Here is an 18,747-nt window from a genome sequence, read left to right on the forward strand (position 1 = left end):
GTCGCCCTTGGATGGCATTTGTGCGCAAGGAATGGCCGATCCGCGTGGCGCACGGCCCCCGCGCTTTGCCGAAAGTGCTCTGGCTGGTACCCTGACCGCATAGCTTTAAACTTGACGCGTTGTGCGGCGCTTATTTTTTCAAGGTAGTTCGGCCTTTCGGTTTTTTCATTCCGCCGGCGTGTTCACATCTGATTTTCAGTCGTGGAGGACGCGATGTCCGGTTTCTTCAAATCCGTTGTCTTTGCATGTTTGGCATGTCTGACCGCAGGCGCCGCTTTGGCGCAAGAGGCCCCGCCGAGATATGCCGCCAAGATGGTATGTGGCACCCAGCCCGATCCCAAGGTCTTGCAACTGGTGCAGGGTGTTTATGCCAGCATCGTAAATGTCCTGAACATATCGGGCGAAGACCAGACGTTGACCGTAACGCTGGCGCTTGCGCATCCGCCGCCCGCGCCCTTGCCGGGCGGTGTTTACAGCGTCGCCGATATTTCCTTGGCCCCCGGGCAGGCCGCTGCCGTGGATTGCGACGATATCGCGGCACTGACCTTTCCCTTTGGAATGCCTGACACCTATATCGACGGGTTTGTGCTGATTGAGGCGGAAGGGCCTTTGACGGTGCAGGCGGTTTACACTGCGGCACCGCTGATCAAGGACGGGTGTTGTCATGGCCATCCGGGGCCCGTCGCCAGCATCGATGTCGAACGGATCGAGCCTGTGGCAGCGCAGTCCGGCCCTGTCAGCCGCGCCGATTTGCTGCCCGAACCACCCACGCTTGAAAGCGATCCGCCCGGGCAACCCGGAACCGGGTTCTGCGGACCAAGACCCGCCGACGGAGGGCCGCCGGGCGCCGTTGCCTTGGTGCGCAATGTGGGCAGTGCGGCGGCGGGCGCGTCGACGGCCACATTCGATTTCGGAGCGTTTGGGAGCGAGGACCGACCGGTGCCCAAGCTGGAGCCGGGCGAGAAGCACGAGATTGCTGCGCCGATCCCCACCGCCTGTTTCGGCACGGCCAATGATGGCACTTGCGCGTTTGATGTTATCGTCGACAGCGGCGCGGTTGTGGTGGAAACGCTTGAAACGAACAACCTGCGCCGCGGCTATTGCCTGAGGGCGCGGCAATGAGGGCACTGCTTCTGGCCCTGCTGCTGGCAAGCCCTGCGATGGCGCAAGACCCGCGCCCCTCCGCGCCGGTGTTTCGCTATCTGCACGAAACCAAGGTGACCTGCGGCACAATCAAAGACGGCGCCCCATTGGCAAGTGGTGTCTACGGCACTGTGGTCAACGTGTTGAACCCGCATGGTGCGTCCGTCACGGTCAGCGGCGCGCTGCAATTGGCGCATCCTCCGGGCCAGGTGACAGGTGGCGAAGGGGTTACTTTGGATCCGTTTGACCTGCCCGGTGGGCGCGCCTTTGCCGTTGACTGTCGGACCCTGCGCGCGCTGCACTATCCCTACGGCTATCCCGAACCATTCATCGAGGGATTTCTGACCCTCGAGGCGTTGCAGCCCTTGGTCGTCACCAGCGTCTGGACCACAGGAGCGGCGACGGGCAAGGATGTACATCTGACCAGCCTTGACGTGGACACCGTGCCGCCCCGGGCGGTCGAGGTGCCCCCCGTCGATCCCGATTGGGCAGACGGGGTGGAAAGTCAGGATTTTTGCGACCGGTTGGCAATGTCCAGCGTGGCCCTGACGGGGCGGGTGGTGGCCCAAAGCTATACCTTTGACGAAGCCCCCGGCGAGGGTCCGCGCGAGGTGACGCGGCTTGAAGACGTCACCGTTCTGGCCGGGGCCGGGGCTGTCGTGGGCGGCCCGGTCGAGGTGCGCCTGCAACGCGGGCTGTTCCCTGACGGGCGTTTTCTGGATGTATCGGAGATGCCGGTGCTGAGTGTCGGCGAACGCTATTTGCTGCTGTTGCCGAACCACGGGTGGCGGATCGAGGCGGTTTCGATGGACGATGTCCTGCGCATCGTCTCGTTCGGCGCGCGTGAGGTTCTGGTCGACCAGTCGGGATTTGCCGTGACGGATGTGGACGGCGGGCGCAGTACCGACGCCGTCGCCACACAGGAACAGACGTTTTTCGCCCCCACCCTGACCGGCGCAGAACCTCCGGTGGATGCGATGGAGGTCGCGGATTTCGTGGCGGCCATTGATGCGGCGGGATGTGACGGGCCGGTGCTGAGCGGGCCCTATACGTCCTATCCGCTGGTCACGAACGGTATCGAGGGGGTCGCGGAATGAGACGTCTTGGCGCGCTTTTGTTGTTGATCATTGCTCAGGTCCTGCCGACCCAAGCCTTCAACGTGCAGGAAAACTGGGTGGGCAATGAACTCAGGTGGGAGGATTCCGACCTGCCCATCGAATGGATTACCGATTCAGGGAATGCCGCCATCGGGGGGGCACGCTGGGATGCGATCCGATTGGCCGTGGACCAGTGGAACAGGACCGGCGGGCTTCGGCTTTTGTTCACGCTGTCCAACCCGCAGGAAACCGACAACACGATGACTGATGGCGATGGCAAGAGCGAGGTGCTGTACACCACACGTGCCACGATCGACGGCGTTGCCGGACGCGAGCGGACAACCCGGACCTGTCCCAGCTGTCGTCGGATCATCGAATCCGATGTGGCCATTGCCAATGATGTCGCCCCCCTGCCGAACCCACCGACAGACGCGTTTGGCGGCTGTAGTGCAGAGGCGGTGCTGATCCATGAATTCGGACACACCATCGGGCTTGATCACGAAAACGGGCGGTTGGCGATGATGCAGGACATTTGCAACAACACGCCCCGCGTGCTGGGCCAACCGGCGGGCACCATGGTGTTGCCGGACGATCAACAGGGTGCGCGTCAGCAATATAGCGGCAATGGCGACGAGGTGAACCTGATCGCCGTGCCGCAATACCTGTTCCGTGAATTGCCGGTGCTCTTTCGCGACCGCATCACCGCGCTGACGGGTGCGGGCATTATCGCGGCGGCCAACTTTCCGGTCAGGCTGGTCAATTTCGGCCGTGCAGGCACGCCGCGTGCCTTCAACCCGGACCTGCTGGAATGCGCGTTTCTGGGGGGCATTGACCCGGGATGCGAGGGCAGCTTTTACGATGTGAACGCACCCAACCAACCCCTTATGATGTGCCCGGGTGACAGCATGAATGTGCCTTGGACGGTGGCCAGTCGCACCAATTCCGGCGGGTCCGAACGTGCCCACAGCATGGGGTTTTACCTGACCGATGATGCCACCGTGCCGTTTGATCCCACCTCGGAATTCCTGATTGACCTGCCGTTGGCCGGCGCGTTCCTCGACAACGAGATCGAGATCGACAGCACGGGCCAACGCAATCTGACAGGCGTTGAACGGCTGACGCTCAGCGATGATCCGGACTGTGCATTGGCCGGGACATACCGGCTGTGGCATGGCGTGGATATCTGTCACGAGCATCTCGAAGGCTCTGGCACCGTGGCGGCAGGCGGGGCGTTCGAAGAGGACAACTTTGCGCTGACCGGCCTTTTCGTGACCATTCTGGACCCGGGAGCCGCGCAATGCGCAGGCGCCGCGATCCCGGCAAGCGACGGCGTGTGCCCCCTGTCGGAGATCCGCAAGACCTGTGACGCACCCCCATTGCCCGACCCCGACGGCGAACCGCAGCCACCCGACGATTGCGATCCCGGGGAAGAGGCATGCATTTGTCAGACTGTCGTGGGCGGGCTTGGTGATCCGGATGGCCACCCGGACGGAAACCACGCCTTCAACGAATTCTGCCCCGACGATGAGGGCGAACGGGTCTGTCTGAGTCAAGGCGGCTTTGGGCTGTGCGAAACGTGCAATGCGCCCAATGACCGCCAGCCCGGTTGCTCATGCACCGCAGATGACCAATGCGGCGCGGATCTGACCTGCTTTGGCGAAGAAACGCAGAATGGATCAGGCATTGGCACCTGTCAGCCGGACTCCCCGCCCAGCTGGACTTGCCTGGCCGACTGCCAGCAGCTGTTCAACGATCCAAACGCATTTTGCGACAACAACCATCCGTCCGGCACCGCCCTTTGTGTGCCCGGTGTCTGCAACGGACCCGACATTCTGGCGTGCTGGACCGAGGGCGAATTGCTGGGTGTCGACGACCAGCCGACCTTTGGGCCGTTTTGCGGGGTGGCACCGGATGCGTCCCCACTTTCGCGGTCGTGCCAGTCACAATGTGGTCCGGGAGCCGATCTGGACAATCCGGACTTGGATGTGAGTTGTCAGGATATTGGCTATCCCCCGAATTTTGAATGCGATCTGCAGGTCGCAGGGGGCGCCTGCCGACCTGGACCTCTTTGATAGAACCGCAACAGCCGGGGTGCGGAACGCACCTTTCGTTCGAGGTCGGGTAGAAACAGGTGGAACCGCTGTGTCGGCGGCAAGCGTCGTGTCCGCCAGCCACAACACGCACTTCAGGACGACGGTACAGCCGTCTGCGCCAGAATGCGCCTGATCTGTCCCGGTGTCTGTCCTGTCAGCTTTTTCAACGTGGTCGTCATATGACTTTGAGACGAGAACCCGACCGCATAGGCGATGTCGCATATTGGCAATGAGCTTTCGCGCAACAGCCTTGATGCATGCTGTACGCGCGTCTGGATGATGTAGGCGTGCGGGGACACGCCAAGCGCCTTTTTGAACACTCTGGCGAACTGAAAGACGCTTAGATTTGCGATATCCGCAAGCTCGTCCAGCGACAGACTGACGTCCACGTTACTCTCGATATGTGCCAAAACGCCTTCCAGACGTTTTGTGTCTGGATGCGTCCAGGCCGACCCGCCCACTCGCTGCCGGGTCCCGTCCGACGAACGGTGGCGGCGCGTTGGACCGCTGAGGTTTTGCATGCCAATCATGGCGTCGTAACTGTCCAGCATCTGTGCTTCCTTTTCGGTTTGTCGCCTCTGTTTACCGAGGGGGTGGGGGGCACAGACATCGGGCATTTCCCCGAAGCGCAGGCCGTTGATCATGATCTGGTGCAGGGTCGTATCGCTGCCGAACGGGCAGCCTTTCACAGGACTTGGCAGACCTCTTCAAAGGCGAACCGATCGGCGCGCGGGTAGGCCTTGGATGTGTCCGCATAGCCCAAGGCACACAGGAAATTGGATTTGATCCGGGTGCCCGCGAAAAACGCCTGATCGACGGCGGCATTGTCAAAGCCGGACATGGGGCCGCAGTTCAGGCCCACGGCACGCGCGGCCATGATCAGATAGGCCCCTTGCATCGACGCATTGCGAAAGGCCGTGATCTGGGCCGCTGTTTCGTTGTCCTCGAACAGTTGCTTGTTCTGCGGGGCCACCGGAAACAGTCGCGGCAGATGGTCAAAGAATTCCAGATCATGGCCGATGACGGCGATAACAGGCGCGCTGCGCGCCCGGGCGACGTTGCCGTCAAAGAGCGCCGGACGCAGACGTGCGCGCGCGTCCGGGGATGTGAGGAAGATCAGCCGGGCCGGGCATGCATTCATGGAGGTGGGGCCCCATTTCATCAGGTCGTAAAGCTCTGACAGCAGGTGTGGTGCGACTGGTGTCGGCAGAAACCTGTTGGCGGTCCGGGCCTCGGTAAACAGAGATTGGCGGGCGGTTGTGTCCAGGGTCATTGAAAAACACTCGTCAGTTGGGGAAAGACAAAGAGAAGCCCGATCATCAGCAGCATGACACCGACAAACGGGCTGGTTCCGATGAAGATATCGCGCAGGGTGATTGCGCTGTTGCCCAGCGCGGCCTTGACCACGAACACCGACAGCCCAAGCGGTGGCGTCAAAAGCCCCACTTCGATGGCGATGACGGTGAGGATTCCGAACCAGATCAGGTCGACGTCAAACGACGCAAGGATCGGCAGCATCAGCGGCAGGGTGATCAACATGATCGAGACGGAATCAAGCACCATCCCCATCAACAGCAGCGCGCCCAGATAGCACAGGATCAGCACCGCGAACGGCATCTCGACCGCCACCACCAGCTGCACCAGATCGGCAGGCAGGCCGGACAGCGCAATCATGCGCGTGTACATATTCGCCGCGATGATCAGCAGCAGAATGGAGACCGACACCTGTCCCGTTTCGATCAGCAAGCGCCACAGCGCGGGCCAATTTGACAGGCCGGGTATCCGCACTGCCCTGACGGCATAGATGCAAAGCGCAAGTGCGGCGCCGACCGCGCCCGCTTCGGTGGGGGTAAAGACGCCGCCATAGATGCCGCCCAGAACCGCGACAATCAGCAGACCGATGGGTGACAGTTTCGCAAGGGCGGTGCGCGGTGTTTCCTTGGCCTCGGGCGCGCGGCTCCAGGCGCTGGGATAGGATTTGCGTGCCGCGTGTGCAGTGACACCAGCGAAGGACGGGGCAAACCGCGCGATAGCGTAGATCATGAGGGCAAAACCGGCCGCCAGAATGATACCGGGAATGATGGAGGCGGTGAACAACGCGCCCACCGACACCTCCGCCACGATCCCGTAGACGATCAACAGCAAGGAGGGCGGGATGAGCATGCCCAGCACCGAACTGCCTGCAACAATACCAACGGCAAAGCGCCCGGAATACCCGTGATCCAGCATTGGCGGCACTGCCACGCGGGTGAAGACAACCGCTGATGCAATCGAAATCCCGGTGATCGCGGCAAAGACCGTGTTGGCGGCCACCGTGGCAATCCCGAGGCCGCCCACGATCTTGCCCAGCAGCCATTCACACACGTCAAAGGCATCGCGCGCAATCCGCGCCTCGTTCACCACCAGCCCCATCAGGACAAACAGCGGGACGACACCATAGAGCTGGTTCTGGATCGACCCGGTCGCCGCGATCTTGAGCATGTCGGCGGCGGTCAGGAAATCCTCGCGCAGCAGCCAGACGCCCACAAAACTCAGGCCAGCAAGGGCCATGGCAATAGGCATGCCCAGCAGGACCAGAAGCACCATGCAAACGACCAGCGTCACGGCGATGCCAAAGCCGCTTTGAAAAGACAGCAAGGCAATCGTCAGGCCCGTCACGGCGACGCCTGCCATGGCCGCGAGCCGGAGCATTTTACGGGTGTTCGCGCGCGCCATCGGGGCGTCCGCCATGGTGCGGAACATGTCGACCAGAAAGGCAACACTGGCCAACCCCGCACAGATCACGACCACGGCGCGAAACGGCCAGACCTGAATGGCAAGATCCGACTGGCTTCCGAAATAATCGGCATAGCGCCAGCTTTCGACCAGATCGGGCAAGGTCGCGATGGCGATGATCCCCATGACGACCGCCCCGACCATCTGGAACCCGGCCATCATCGCAGCAGCCAAGAACGGTCGGCGTTTTGCGATGCTCTCGCTCCACGCGTCTGACCGGGCAAGACGACGGCTGAGCACACTGTCGACCACTTGCAAAAACACAATGGCGACAATCGAATAGCCGACAATTTCGGGGACACGGGGCAAGGGCGCATTCAGTAGGCTGCGGCCCAGCACGTCCGTAACGATCAGGGCCATCAACAACATGGTCCAGATGGACCCGGCAGCGCTTAGCCAACGGCCGATGCTGTACAATCCTTGCATCTGGTGGCGGCCTGACCAGAATGTACTGCGGCTCCAGGCGGAGGGGCGGCGCGTGGGTGCGCCTGCCGATGGGCCAAGCTTCGGGGCTTTGAGCAACGCTTGGGTCATGCCCCTACCCCCAGTTGCGGGCGGGTGTCGCACCGGCGGCCGTGACAGCATCCATATACGCGGTCAGGATGTCACGGGCCGACGCCCCACGGGCTTCGGTCACCTCCACCCAAGACCCAGCAATATCGGGCAGGTTGTCGACCCATTTTTGCCGTTCCGGTGCAGCAAGCGTGGTGATTGTGGCCCCGGCCTCGACCATCTTGGCCTCGTACCCTTCGGAGGCGGCCATCAACTGCTTGGCATGCACGGCGGAATATTCATCACCCAAGGTTTGCAGTACCTCGGTCACATCCTGCGGCAGCCGCCGCCACTTGCGCTGGTTCACGGCAAGGCCCCCGGTCATCTGGCTGCCGATGCTGACCTTGGTGACAAAGGGCGCAGGCTCGTACAGCTTGAACGGAAACGCGCCTGACAGCGAAATCAGGACGCCATCGGCCACACCGGTGCTGAGCGTGTTGTAGAAATCCGGCAGGCCCGCGTTGACAGGCACAGCACCCGACCCTTTCAGGAAATTGCCAACCGAGCCTGCGGCGATGATCTTCATCCCGTCGAGTTGGGCGTAGCTGTCGAACGGCTCACGCGTCAAAAGGTGGTAGGTCTCAATTCCGCTGGCGCCAAGAAACACTTGGCTTTGCCGAGCCCACGCCTCGGACAGTTCGGGCATATCACGGTGCAACTGGTTCATGACGGCCAGTTGCATGGGCAGGTCATCGGTGACGAACGGGGTGTAGAACGTCACGTTCTGCAAGGGCATCTTGCTTTCTTCCCAAAGCGTGCCCACCCAGCCCATATCGGTCAGGCCATCGGCCACCGCCTCGAGCGTCTTGTCGAACTTGTAAAGCGCGCCGCCATAGCTTTCGGTCCAGTCAATGCTGTGCGGCGATCCCGCATCCGTCAGGCGCGTGTTGGATTGCCCGACGACATGCGACGACAGCGACCCGACCCACGGCACGGCGGTGGGATGGCTGGATGCCATGGTCAGCCTGATCGTGTCTGCGCGCGCTGCGGCGGGCAGCAACGCGGCACCCGTTGCGGCGGCCAATCCGGCCAGAACTGTTCTGCGATTATGTGTCATGCTTTTCCTCCTTCAAGCATTGGTCGAACTGCTGCCAACAGGCCGCAGGGTTTGGTCCCAAGCCCCGCGATGCGGCCCTTGGGGGGTAAGGTCATGGTGTGGGGTAAAGCAGCGCCGGGCGTTTTGTGTGTGCCCGGTCAGACGCGCGCTAGGTCACGGGGCCACCAGCCCGGCATCCAGCGCCTTCATCGCTGCCGCCGCGCGGGACGACACGCCCAGTTTGCGAAAGATCTTTTCGACATGCGTGCCGACGGTCTTGGGCGACAATTCAAGGCCGCGGGCGATTTCCTTGTTGCTTTGACCGGCGATCAAACCGGCCAACACGTCCTGTTCGCGAGCGGTCAGAGACAAGACGGGTTCTTCCTCTGCCGAAGGCAGGTTTCTGGCGCCCATCGCTTCAAGGGCAAGGCGCACCGCGCGCAAATCAAGGCGACCGGCCTTGGCTTCTGCGGTCAGAAGCGTGCGCAGATGTGCGACGGGCCATTCGGCACGCAGACCGTGCGCCATGCGTTCAACGGTTGCGAGCCGGGCCACCTGCACGATGCGCGCCTCGAACGGTTGCGCAGCAGCGGTTAGCCCACGATTGAAACCGGAGCCGTCCATCCGTTCGTAGGCAAGGCTCGCCAGCCGTGCCACCGCCAGCAAATCCGGCGCGCGGGACAAGATGCGTTCGGTCCAGTGCGGGGCAAGGCGTGCGGCTTCGGACGTACCTGCCCCATGATCAAAGGCGGGGTTCGGCACTGCCACCTGCCCCAGGTCAGCCAGCGCTGCGGCAAAGCCGATGGCCGATATCTCGTCCGGGTCCTGTGTCGCGGCTTCGGCCATTTTCAGCGACAGGCCCTGCGCGAGCCGCGACACACCGGTCATGTCGGGGCGTTTCAGGTCTGAATAATCGGCCAGCAACAGCGCCACGTCGGACAGCGACACGTCATCGTCACCAAGCGCGCAACATGCAAGGGCTGCGGCACATGCGTCGCCGGGCGCTTCCGCCTTCAGCCACCGATCCATGTGCTGGATCGCGATCTGTGCAAGCGAGGGATCATAGACCTTGCCCGCCCGGTTTTCGATCAAGAGCGTGGCGCGGGCGGTGCCGAAATTGCGGCCATAGACTTCGATGTCGCCCGCCAGCGCAACATATTGCGCGGCCTCGTGGATGGCGTCGCCCGCCTTGCCCGCAGGAAGCCCGGAGCCATCCCAGTTTTCAAAGAAATCCTCGGCGGCATGGATCAACACGTCGGGCAATCCCAAGCGCTGGCAGATCATCACAACCGCTTCGCAATGCGCCACGGCAATGGGCACCATCGTGTCGTGCAGGGATGCGGGGTTCGGCGGTTCCGTCGCGACAAAGGGATTGCGTCCTTCGATATAGGCGGCACGCCCCCCCACATCATCTCCAAACAACATGGCGAACTCACGGGCATTCGACGTGCAGCCGGCCCAACGCAGCATCGCCAACCGGGCGGCGTTGGCCTGCATGTCCGCATCTGCACCCGCACTGTCCGCCAGCCGCGCGGCAAGGCGTGCCACATTGGGAGAATGATCGGGGGGCTGCCCCATGCTCAGATCACCAGCAAAGGCGAGGGCGCCGATGGCTTGTTCCATACGTGTCAGTGTCATGTGACCTCCGTCGTTTGATCCTGATTACCAGACCGAAGACCTGCTTACCCTAAGGCATTTGCCGGATGCCGTTGCCGTTTGGTTTCGGATTGGGTCGCGCCATTCGCAACTGATCAAAAAGGATCGCAACAGTGCCACTTGATCTCAAAACCCTCGCCATCACTGCCGCCCTGACCCTTGTGTCGGCAACAGCCCACGCCGCCGGACTGCGCGTCCGGGGCGAAGTGACGGCCATCGACGGCCCGATGATTTCCGTCGAAGCCGCGACCGGACAGGTCGTCGACGTGTCGGTGCCCGAGCCCGTTGTCCTGCTTTACCGCGACATCGACATTGAAGACATCGCACCCGGCGCTTATGTCGCCGCACCGACGGTCAAAAGTGCCGACGGCAACCGGCGCGCCCTGGGGCTTGTCGTTTTTCCCGAAGCCATGCGCGGCCTGAACGAAGGGTTCAAATCCTGGGACCTCGGATCAGACAGCAAGATGACAAATGCCACCGTCGCACAGATCGTCGCGCGCGGAACAGACCGTGTGTTCACCGTGACCTACGGCGACGAACAGCAGCTGGTCGAGGTTCCGCCCAGCGCGCCCGTCACAACATTTGCACCCGCCGACGATGCAGACATCCAGATCGGCATGAAGGTGGTGATCTTCGCTGACCAATCGGGCGACGCCATTTCGGGCCAGTATGTCGGCATCCATGAAAACGGCGGCCTGCCACCGCTTTAGGCACCGCTTTGGGCAGGCGTCGCGACACGTCTGCCCCTTTGCATCAAACGCAACGCATTCGGAGCTTTCCCATGACGGACACAGACCCAATCTACTCCGGCCTTGCCCGCACCCTGCATTGGGCAAACGCAATTGCAACGCTGGGGCTCATCTCAAGCGGCTGGGCGATCTTCAACGCAGCCGCTTTCTATCCCATCACCTTCCCCTCCTGGGCCACCCTGGGCGGATACCTCACCGGCGCGCTGCGCTGGCATTTCCTTTTCATGTGGGTGTTTCTTTGCAGCGTCCTTGGCATGGTCGCACTGCGGCTGATCGCGCGTCGCGGTGGCCCTCGGCTGTTCCCCATCTCGGCGAACGGCATGATGGCGGACCTGCGCGCGACACTTGCGCTGCGGTTGAAACATGACGCGGGTGCTTACAACCACATTCAACGGGCGCTTTATGTGATAACGCTGCTTGCCTGCGTTCTCAGCGTGGCATCCGGCATGGCGCTTTGGAAGCCGGTCCAATTTCAGAGCATCGCCGACGCGATGGGCGGTTACGAAATGGCGCGGCGGGTGCACTTCTGGGTGATGTGCGGCATCTCGGGTTTCGTCCTTGTGCACGTGGCCATGGTGGCACTGGTGCCCTCCAGCCTGGGCCGGATGCTGTTCGGCGCTCGGCTGGCACAACGGGAGCACATGTGATGTCCCATCAAACCATCACCCGCCGTGGTCTTCTGGCGGGGCTGACCGGCGTTGGCCTGACCGCCGGGATTGGATCATTGGCCTTTGTCCCCACCTTGCGCACACCGGCGTTGGATCACGTCTCGCGCTTCAACGACACCATGCAGGACACGTTGTTTTCGGCGGACAGGCTGGCGCCCACCTACACCGATGCCGAGATCACGCAGCCGTTTCGGTACAACGCCTTCTACCCAGAAGCCTATGCACCCGATGTGGACCCGGACACATGGCGGCTGCGTGTCGACGGCCGTGTCACGCGCCCTGCTGCGCTGTCGCTGCACGATCTGCGACAGTTGCAGGCCGAGACGCAGATCACCCGTCTAATCTGTATCGAAGGATGGAGTGCGGTGGGGAAATGGGCAGGCCCGCGCCTGTCCGATGTCCTGCAGGCCGCAGGCGCGGACATGTCCGCCAAATATGTCCGGTTCGACTGTGCCGATGGGTATCATAGTTCGATCGATATGGCGTCTGCGTTGCACGCCCAGACCATACTCGCGCTTGATTTTCTGGACAGGCCGCTGTCCCGCGCATTCGGAGCGCCGATGCGACTGCGTATCCCGGTTAAGCTGGGGTTCAAAAATGCGAAATTCATCACGCGTATCTCTGTCACCAACGCGTTTCCCGGTGGGTATTGGGAGGATCAGGGATACAACTGGTTCGCGGGGCTGTAGCGGCGGCCCTTGGCGCATTTTCTAGGTACATAAAGGGTGAGCCATGCCCAAAATAACCTCTGGCGTGGTTCAAGCTAACACCAGCGTCCACGGATCGGGTCGTTTTGTTTTTTTGCGGAAAGAAGATCACAGAGAGTAGTTCGGCCGCTCCAACCAATCTTTATGGTCCCGACGGAGCGAGGGTTGCCGAAACGGCTGCTGGCGCGGGCTGCCATCTTATGGCGGGTACCACGCGGACTTGGATGTCCGGGTCGGCAGGCGACTTCGATACATAAGACGAGCCCCTTCGCAGAAAAGTCGCCAGGAGCGCCTGTCGCGTTCTTGAAGTCAGCAATGGTGATACGCCCGAAACACGGCGATCCGTTCTGAATTGATACTGCTGAAAACGCAGCACGCGCCGTGCACGAAACCTCGATTTCGTCATCAGATCAGGCTGTTACGATACTGGATCTCACATGGTGCAACGCCGCACGCGGTGACCCTTTGGCTTTGCGGCGCGGGCGCCACGCGGAAGCTGCGTGTGAAACTTTTTTGCGCGGATGACTGAACCGTTCGGCACGTACAGGCAACTCAGTTGTGATACCGGCGTCGATCGGCGCTCCGGACCCCGCAAAAAAAGGAGACAAGACCCATGGTTAAGAAAATCGGCAATCAAACCTATCCCGACCAGGTGATGGAGATCATGGCGGATCGCAATCTCGGCAAGCTGTTCCGCGCGTTTCTCAAGTCGAAGCTGGCCTCCGAAAACTCCGACTTCCTCGACCTCGTCGCCAAGCGCTTTGATCCCAAGAAGATCTACCCCAAGTTCATCGATCCCAAAGCCTCCGGCAACATCAACGTGTCCCATGCCAACCGCAAGAGAGCAATGGATCTTGCAGAGGCGAACGACTTCAAGAACTCGGAGTGGAAGAAAATCATGAGGGATCTCTGCAACGAGATCGAATATCTGCTCCAACAAAATTTCGTCGTCACGTTTTGGAAATACAAGCCTTTTCTCGAATTCCACAACGCCCGTGCAGTCAACAAGATGAAGGGCGATCCGCTCAAAGCGGCCCGGCTGCTCGGCGTTTCGGATCCCCGCGCGGTGAAGTCACTGATGGTCGCCCATGCGACAGGCGACCAGAAGGGGGCCAAGACGATAACGGACAAGCTGGCGGCCACACCGGAACTGAAGAAAAAGAAGGTGAAGTCCAGCATGATCACCAATTTACTGCGCAAAGCGAAGGTGATCTGACATCGGGCGGGCGCTTCACGCGCGTGCCGGACATGCGAGGCGCATGGGAAACATGCGCCTCATTTTTCGAAGTCGGACATTCGTAAGCGGCGACGCGTTCTAGCGATTGATGCTTGCAATGAGTTGGTGGAATTTTTCGCCCTGAACGGCAACGTGGCTGCGCAGGACATCTGCTGCGCGCTCGGCCTCTCCATCCTGAAGGTGCTGCAAGATCTGAGAGTGCTCGTCCATCGACTGCTTCAGACGACCTCGAAAACGAAGCTGAATCCGGCGGTAAGCCTTTAGCCGGTTCTGAAGCTGCAGCGCCTGTTTTTCGAGGTAGCTGTTTGCCGCGCCGCGGTAGATGATCTGGTGAAAGGTCTCGTTTTCCGAATAGTACTGATCATGGTCTGCATTCTGGATGGCCTGCTGGCACCGATCATTTGCATCGCCCAACGACGCAAGATCCTGATCCGTCATTCGCGTTGCCGCAAGCCGACCACAGGCGGCCTCAAGCTCTGCCATGGTCTCGAACATTTCCATCAGCTCAACGGGGCCGGGCTGGCGGATGAATACGCCGCGACGGGGGATTTGCTCTGCCATGCCCGACGTCACAAGCACCTGCAACGCCTCGCGGATCGGGGTGCGGGATACATGGAACTGCTCGGCCAGCTTCAACTCGTCCAGCCGTTCGCCGTCCTGAAACTCCCCTGAGAAAACCAGCTGTTCAAGTGTGCTTGCGATTTGATCTGCGAGTCTGACGTCCATACCCAACACTTAGCACCGCCGAGCGCCAAAATGCAATATAGCAATCCTTGTATACAATATGATTGACTCGTAATGCGCAGCGTGAAAGCCTTCCTCTCGGAGCGTCGGCTCATGAAGCCGATTCACACCCAGGGAGGAACTTATGAAATTTGCGAAACTCACGGCCACAGCCATGGCGGCCTGTCTTGCCATCGGGTCAGCAGCGAGTGCGGAAACTCTGCGCCTGTCCCACCAGTGGTCCAACAAGGACGTGCGTCATCAAGTAGCCCAGATGGTCGCGGACGAGGTTGCTGCCGCGGACGTTGATCTGGACATCCAAATCTTCGGTTCAAAGTCTCTTTTCAAACCGCGTGAGCAATACCGCCCGCTGAGCCGCGGCCAGTTGGATATGACTGTGCTGCCGCTCAGCTATGCCGGTGGTCAGCAACCCGCCTACAACCTGACACTGATGCCGGGCATGGTGAAGAACCACGATCACGCAGCGCGTCTGAGTGCGTCGCCCTTCATGGCCGCGCTCGAAGAGAAGATGGCTGATGACGACGTGATGGTCCTGGTGCACGGCTATCTTGCCGGTGGGTTCGTCGGCAAAGACAAGTGCATCACGGGCCCTGACGACGTGAAAGGCCTTCAAACACGTGCAGCCGGCAAGGCGTTTGAGCAAATGCTTGCGGGCGCTGGCGCATCCATTGCATCCATGGCGTCGTCGGAAATCTATAACGCGATGCAGACCGGAGTTCTCACGGCTGCAAACACATCGTCGTCGTCCTTCGTGTCCTACCGCATCTACGAGCAGGTCAGCTGCTATACTCCGGCGGGTGATGTCGCACTTTGGTTCATGTACCAGCCCCTGCTGATGAACAAATCGCGCTTTGACGGCCTGACGGAAGATCAGCAAAAGGCTCTGCTGGACGCATCTGCCAAGGCGCAAGCCTTCTATCTGGAAGAAGCGAAAAAGCAGGACGCCGCATCCGAGCAGGTGTTCCGCGATGCGGGCGTCGAGATTGCCCAGATGTCGGCCGATGACTTCGAAGCATGGCGCGCGCTGGCGCAGGAAACGTCCTATGCCAAGTTCGTTGACGAAGTTGAGGGCGGACAGGAGCTGCTCGATATGGCTTTGGCTGTCGAGTAATCGACACTGGATCGGGCCGCTTTGATCAGCGGCCCGACAAAACCACTCCCTTCATCCAAGGACATCATTATGGCGGGCCAAAGCTCCGCTGCGATTGCGCAAACCGGGAACAACCCGTTTCTGCGTCTCGTGGCTGCACTCTCTACACTCGCGGGCTGGTGCTCTGCGGCAATGATCGTGGCGGCTGTCGCGATCACCTGCCAAATGATCTTCATCCGGTTTGTGCTGAATGGATCAACTGTCTGGCAAACCGAGGCGGTCATTTACCTTGCCATTGGGGCCACGCTGATTGGGTTGCCCTACGTCCAGCGCCTGCGCGGTCACGTGAATGTCGACCTGATCCCCTTGGCTTTGGCGCCGCGTGCACGGTTCGTTTTGGCGATGTTCACACTGTCGCTGTCCATTGTGATGGTCGCGATCATGCTTTGGTACAGCTATGAATTCTGGCACCTGACTTGGGAACGCAATTGGAAGTCCGACACCGTCTGGGGCGTCCGGTTGTGGATACCCTATCTGGCCCTGCCGGTGGGCTTTGCCCTGTTCCTGCTGCAACTCATTGCGGACATGGTGGCGATCCTTTTGAAAATTGAGAAGCCGTTTGGCTTGGGGGGCGTCTGATGGATCCGCTCACGCTTGGCGCAATCGTCGCGGTCTGCACGATTTTGGTCCTGTTTTCGGGCGTCTCGGTCGCCCTTGGGCTGCTCATCGTCTCGACCGGGTTCATCATGATCTTCGACGGTATGCGCTCGCTTGAGCTGCTGCCGGAAATCCTGTTTGGCAAGCTGGACAATTTCGCGCTGCTGTCGATCCCGATGTTCATCATCATGGGGGCATCCATCGCCTCGACACGCGCAGGTGCGGACCTGTACGAGGCGTTGGAACGCTGGCTGACGCGTGTGCCTGGCGGTTTGGTGATCTCAAACCTTGGCGCGTGCGCCTTGTTCGCGGCGATGTCCGGGTCCAGCCCTGCAACCTGCGCCGCCATTGGCAAGATGGGCATCCCCGAGATGCGCAAGCGCGGCTATCCCGACGGTGTTGCGGCTGGTTCCATCGCGGCGGGCGGCACGCTGGGCATTCTGATCCCGCCCTCTGTCACCATGATCGTCTACGGCATTGCCACAGAGCAATCGATTGGCCGCCTTTTCCTTGCCGGCGTAATCCCCGGTTTGATGCTGGTGGGGCTTTTCATGGTGTGGTCGCTGTACGCGACGTGGAAATCCGGCGATCAGCAACTGCTGGCGCGAGGCAACTATAGCTGGCGCGAGAAGTTCGAGGTTCTGCCACGCGTCCTGCCCTTTCTGCTGATCATCGTGGGCGTGCTTTACGCCATGTATGGTGGCGTCGCGACCCCGTCCGAGACGGCAGCCGTCGGCGCACTTTTGTGCCTGATGATCGCGATGATCATCTACAAGCTGTGGAACCCCAAAGACCTGTGGGTCGTGCTGCGTGACAGCACCAAGGAAAGCGTGATGATCCTGTTCATCATCGCGGCGGCTGGTGTGTTTTCCTATATGCTCTCCAGCCTTTTCATCACGCAATCCATCGCAGCTTGGATCGGCACACTGGACGTGAACCCGTGGGTCCTGATGGGAGCCGTAAACCTCTTTTTGCTGGTGGCGGGCTTCTTCCTGCCGCCTGTTGCGGTGATCCTGATGGCCGCACCGATCTTGCTGCCGATCATCACGGCGGCGGGTTTTGACCCGATCTGGTTTGCCGTGGTCCTGACCATCAACATGGAGATCGGCCTCATCTCTCCGCCTGTGGGTCTGAACCTTTATGTCATCAACGGCATCGCACCTGACATCTCTCTGAAAACCATCCTCAGAGGGTCATTGCCCTTTGTGGCCTGCATGGTGATTGCAATCATTTTGCTGTGCATCTTCCCCGGCTTGGCAACATGGCTTCCCAACGCAGTGATGGGCGCCGCCATATGAGCTATTTTGGCGGTCTCTTTTCGTCAGTATTCGAGCGTCGCTTCGCCCGCACCGTCTCGTCAGATGCGGAGGGGCAAGGCATGGGAGAGCTCAGCCTCGAACTTCTGGGCGCTCAGGGCGAAGTGTCGGGCAGCACGCTCGCGCAGTTGATACTAGAGCAATACGCTGGCGCTGATGCGGACGACAAACGCGGGTTCTTCGAGTTCATGATGCAGGAATTGGAGATTGATCCCGTCGACGTTGTCGAAAGCCTGAAAGTCTACAAGGAAGCCCCGTCCAAGCGCAGCTACCGCGCCTATGCGCAGGCCAGTGAACCCAAGAGGCAGGAACTGCTCAGGCGGCTGAACCGGGTGCCGGGCGGCACCGAGCGTTTGGTCGCGATGCGCAAGGATCTGTTGGAGATGATGCGCGAGGACGTGAAGCTTGAACCGCTGGACGTGGATTTCCAGCATTTGTTCGCGTCGTGGTTCAATCGCGGCTTCTTGGTGTTGCGCCCGATCAATTGGTCAAGCCCGGCAGAAGTTCTGGAGAAAATCATCGCCTACGAGGCCGTCCATGCCATTGACAGCTGGGATGACCTGCGCCGCCGCCTGCAGCCCAAGGACCGGCGATGCTTTGGCTTTTTTCACCCCGCCATGCCGGACGAACCGTTGATCTTTGTCGAAGTGGCGTTGACGCAAGGCGTGCCGAACTCAATACAAAACCTGCTGGCGGATGGCCGCGATCCAATTGACGCGGAAGACGCGGACACAGCGGTGTTCTACTCCATCTCGAACTGTCAGGCCGGTCTGGCGGGCATCTCATTCGGGAACTCGCTGATCAAGCAGGTGGTCGCGGATCTGTCGCATGATCTGCCCGGCTTGGAGACGTTCGTGACGCTCTCGCCCATCCCGGGGCTCACCAAATGGTTGAGCACTGCTAAAGCACCGTCTCTGCAAAACGCCTCCGTACAGGTTCAAGCTGCCCACTATTTTCTTGAAGCAAAACGGGACGACAAATTGCCGGTGGACCCCGTCGCGCGGTTTCATCTTGGGAATGGGGCGGCTGTCCATGCGGTTCATGCAGAGGCGGACACGTCGGAAAACGGGATGGCGCAGTCGCGCGGCGCCATGGTCAACTATCTTTACGACCTGTCGCAGATCACGACCAACCACGAGCAATTCGTCACTGAAAAAACGGTTGCTGCCTCGAATGAAGTGCGTGCACTCAGCGCCTCCGTTTCACGGGCAACCTAAGGACCTTGAC

Annotated in this window: 17 protein-coding genes; 11 read left to right on the plus strand and 6 right to left on the minus strand. The window is 60.8% G+C overall.

The window, feature by feature from the left end:
- Positions 1 to 213 precede the first annotated feature (213 nt).
- The 3 genes from Q1A32_RS02405 to Q1A32_RS02415 are packed head-to-tail and all read left to right on the plus strand — an operon-like array spanning position 214 to position 4,312.
- Positions 214 to 1,122, plus strand: a complete 909-nt coding sequence (locus tag Q1A32_RS02405; protein WP_299648980.1) for a CARDB domain-containing protein — start codon at positions 214 to 216, stop codon at positions 1,120 to 1,122.
- Entirely contained in the window at positions 1,119 to 2,240 is a 1,122-nt protein-coding gene (locus Q1A32_RS02410; RefSeq protein WP_299648983.1) for a hypothetical protein, read from the plus strand. The genes Q1A32_RS02405 and Q1A32_RS02410 overlap by 4 nt, the downstream gene beginning before the upstream one ends.
- Positions 2,237 to 4,312 (plus strand): matrixin family metalloprotease, encoded by a 2,076-nt coding sequence (locus Q1A32_RS02415; RefSeq protein ID WP_299648986.1) that lies wholly within the window; start codon positions 2,237 to 2,239, stop codon positions 4,310 to 4,312. The genes Q1A32_RS02410 and Q1A32_RS02415 overlap by 4 nt, the downstream gene beginning before the upstream one ends.
- A 113-nt stretch (positions 4,313 to 4,425) precedes the next feature.
- Here Q1A32_RS02415 and Q1A32_RS02420 read toward each other — a convergent pair whose 3' ends face one another.
- The 5 genes from Q1A32_RS02420 to Q1A32_RS02440 all read right to left on the minus strand — a co-directional run bounded on the left by Q1A32_RS02420 (position 4,426) and on the right by Q1A32_RS02440 (position 10,334).
- On the minus strand, positions 4,426 to 4,884 hold the full coding sequence (locus tag Q1A32_RS02420) for a helix-turn-helix domain-containing protein (protein ID WP_299648989.1): 459 nt from the start codon (positions 4,882 to 4,884) through the stop codon (positions 4,426 to 4,428).
- Positions 4,885 to 5,018: 134 nt separating this feature from the next.
- Positions 5,019 to 5,606, minus strand: a complete 588-nt coding sequence (locus tag Q1A32_RS02425) for a malonic semialdehyde reductase (RefSeq protein WP_299648992.1) — start codon at positions 5,604 to 5,606, stop codon at positions 5,019 to 5,021.
- Positions 5,603 to 7,642, minus strand: coding sequence for a TRAP transporter large permease subunit (locus Q1A32_RS02430; protein ID WP_299648995.1), 2,040 nt, complete (start codon positions 7,640 to 7,642; stop codon positions 5,603 to 5,605). The genes Q1A32_RS02425 and Q1A32_RS02430 overlap by 4 nt, the downstream gene beginning before the upstream one ends.
- A gap of 4 nt (positions 7,643 to 7,646) precedes the next feature.
- Complete coding sequence (locus Q1A32_RS02435; protein ID WP_299648998.1) at positions 7,647 to 8,717, minus strand: C4-dicarboxylate TRAP transporter substrate-binding protein; 1,071 nt, start codon at positions 8,715 to 8,717, stop codon at positions 7,647 to 7,649.
- Positions 8,718 to 8,870: 153 nt separating this feature from the next.
- Positions 8,871 to 10,334: an HD domain-containing phosphohydrolase gene (locus Q1A32_RS02440; RefSeq protein ID WP_299649001.1), complete on the minus strand. Its 1,464-nt coding sequence runs from the start codon at positions 10,332 to 10,334 to the stop codon at positions 8,871 to 8,873.
- A 131-nt stretch (positions 10,335 to 10,465) separates the two neighbouring features.
- On the opposite strand from Q1A32_RS02440, the gene Q1A32_RS02445 reads away from it, so the two are divergent.
- The 4 genes from Q1A32_RS02445 to Q1A32_RS02460 all read left to right on the plus strand — a co-directional run bounded on the left by Q1A32_RS02445 (position 10,466) and on the right by Q1A32_RS02460 (position 13,692).
- Positions 10,466 to 11,062 (plus strand): hypothetical protein, encoded by a 597-nt coding sequence (locus tag Q1A32_RS02445; RefSeq protein WP_299649004.1) that lies wholly within the window; start codon positions 10,466 to 10,468, stop codon positions 11,060 to 11,062.
- Between the two features lie 71 nt (positions 11,063 to 11,133).
- On the plus strand, positions 11,134 to 11,748 hold the full coding sequence (locus Q1A32_RS02450; protein ID WP_299649007.1) for a cytochrome b/b6 domain-containing protein: 615 nt from the start codon (positions 11,134 to 11,136) through the stop codon (positions 11,746 to 11,748).
- Complete coding sequence (locus Q1A32_RS02455; RefSeq protein WP_299649010.1) at positions 11,748 to 12,458, plus strand: molybdopterin-dependent oxidoreductase; 711 nt, start codon at positions 11,748 to 11,750, stop codon at positions 12,456 to 12,458. The genes Q1A32_RS02450 and Q1A32_RS02455 overlap by 1 nt, the downstream gene beginning before the upstream one ends.
- Before the next feature lie 682 nt (positions 12,459 to 13,140).
- Positions 13,141 to 13,692, plus strand: a complete 552-nt coding sequence (locus Q1A32_RS02460) for a hypothetical protein (protein ID WP_299649013.1) — start codon at positions 13,141 to 13,143, stop codon at positions 13,690 to 13,692.
- Between the two features lie 99 nt (positions 13,693 to 13,791).
- On the opposite strand, the gene Q1A32_RS02465 is transcribed toward Q1A32_RS02460, so the two are convergent.
- Entirely contained in the window at positions 13,792 to 14,439 is a 648-nt protein-coding gene (locus tag Q1A32_RS02465) for a GntR family transcriptional regulator (RefSeq protein ID WP_299609759.1), read from the minus strand.
- 142 nt (positions 14,440 to 14,581) lie between these two features.
- Here Q1A32_RS02465 and dctP point away from each other — a divergent pair, with 142 nt between their 5' ends.
- The 4 genes from dctP to Q1A32_RS02485 all read left to right on the plus strand — a co-directional run bounded on the left by dctP (position 14,582) and on the right by Q1A32_RS02485 (position 18,737).
- Positions 14,582 to 15,568, plus strand: coding sequence for a TRAP transporter substrate-binding protein DctP (dctP, locus tag Q1A32_RS02470; protein ID WP_299649016.1), 987 nt, complete (start codon positions 14,582 to 14,584; stop codon positions 15,566 to 15,568).
- A 69-nt stretch (positions 15,569 to 15,637) separates the two neighbouring features.
- Positions 15,638 to 16,186, plus strand: a complete 549-nt coding sequence (locus Q1A32_RS02475) for a TRAP transporter small permease (RefSeq protein ID WP_299609754.1) — start codon at positions 15,638 to 15,640, stop codon at positions 16,184 to 16,186.
- Positions 16,186 to 17,502, plus strand: a complete 1,317-nt coding sequence (locus tag Q1A32_RS02480; protein ID WP_299649019.1) for a TRAP transporter large permease — start codon at positions 16,186 to 16,188, stop codon at positions 17,500 to 17,502. The genes Q1A32_RS02475 and Q1A32_RS02480 overlap by 1 nt, the downstream gene beginning before the upstream one ends.
- Positions 17,499 to 18,737, plus strand: coding sequence for a malonyl-CoA decarboxylase (locus tag Q1A32_RS02485; RefSeq protein ID WP_299649022.1), 1,239 nt, complete (start codon positions 17,499 to 17,501; stop codon positions 18,735 to 18,737). The genes Q1A32_RS02480 and Q1A32_RS02485 overlap by 4 nt, the downstream gene beginning before the upstream one ends.
- Positions 18,738 to 18,747 lie beyond the last annotated feature (10 nt).

It is taken from the genome of uncultured Tateyamaria sp. (genome assembly GCF_947503415.1).
In the GTDB taxonomy this organism is placed as follows: Bacteria; Pseudomonadota; Alphaproteobacteria; order Rhodobacterales; family Rhodobacteraceae; genus Tateyamaria.

Bases quoted from the DNA above. Each gene is read 5' to 3' on its own strand.
- Q1A32_RS02440 (WP_299649001.1), bottom strand. From the start codon at position 10,334: ATGACACTGACACGTATGGAACAAGCCATCGGCGCCCTCGCCTTTGCT.
- Q1A32_RS02405 (WP_299648980.1), top strand. From the start codon at position 214: ATGTCCGGTTTCTTCAAATCCGTTGTCTTTGCATGTTTGGCATGTCTG.
- Q1A32_RS02475 (WP_299609754.1), top strand. From the start codon at position 15,638: ATGGCGGGCCAAAGCTCCGCTGCGATTGCGCAAACCGGGAACAACCCG.
- Q1A32_RS02485 (WP_299649022.1), top strand. From the start codon at position 17,499: ATGAGCTATTTTGGCGGTCTCTTTTCGTCAGTATTCGAGCGTCGCTTC.
- Q1A32_RS02455 (WP_299649010.1), top strand. From the start codon at position 11,748: ATGTCCCATCAAACCATCACCCGCCGTGGTCTTCTGGCGGGGCTGACC.
- Q1A32_RS02415 (WP_299648986.1), top strand. From the start codon at position 2,237: ATGAGACGTCTTGGCGCGCTTTTGTTGTTGATCATTGCTCAGGTCCTG.
- Q1A32_RS02410 (WP_299648983.1), top strand. From the start codon at position 1,119: ATGAGGGCACTGCTTCTGGCCCTGCTGCTGGCAAGCCCTGCGATGGCG.
- Q1A32_RS02435 (WP_299648998.1), bottom strand. From the start codon at position 8,717: ATGACACATAATCGCAGAACAGTTCTGGCCGGATTGGCCGCCGCAACG.
- Q1A32_RS02420 (WP_299648989.1), bottom strand. From the start codon at position 4,884: ATGCTGGACAGTTACGACGCCATGATTGGCATGCAAAACCTCAGCGGT.
- dctP (WP_299649016.1), top strand. From the start codon at position 14,582: ATGAAATTTGCGAAACTCACGGCCACAGCCATGGCGGCCTGTCTTGCC.
- Q1A32_RS02425 (WP_299648992.1), bottom strand. From the start codon at position 5,606: ATGACCCTGGACACAACCGCCCGCCAATCTCTGTTTACCGAGGCCCGG.
- Q1A32_RS02460 (WP_299649013.1), top strand. From the start codon at position 13,141: ATGGCGGATCGCAATCTCGGCAAGCTGTTCCGCGCGTTTCTCAAGTCG.
- Q1A32_RS02465 (WP_299609759.1), bottom strand. From the start codon at position 14,439: ATGGACGTCAGACTCGCAGATCAAATCGCAAGCACACTTGAACAGCTG.
- Q1A32_RS02450 (WP_299649007.1), top strand. From the start codon at position 11,134: ATGACGGACACAGACCCAATCTACTCCGGCCTTGCCCGCACCCTGCAT.
- Q1A32_RS02430 (WP_299648995.1), bottom strand. From the start codon at position 7,642: ATGACCCAAGCGTTGCTCAAAGCCCCGAAGCTTGGCCCATCGGCAGGC.
- Q1A32_RS02480 (WP_299649019.1), top strand. From the start codon at position 16,186: ATGGATCCGCTCACGCTTGGCGCAATCGTCGCGGTCTGCACGATTTTG.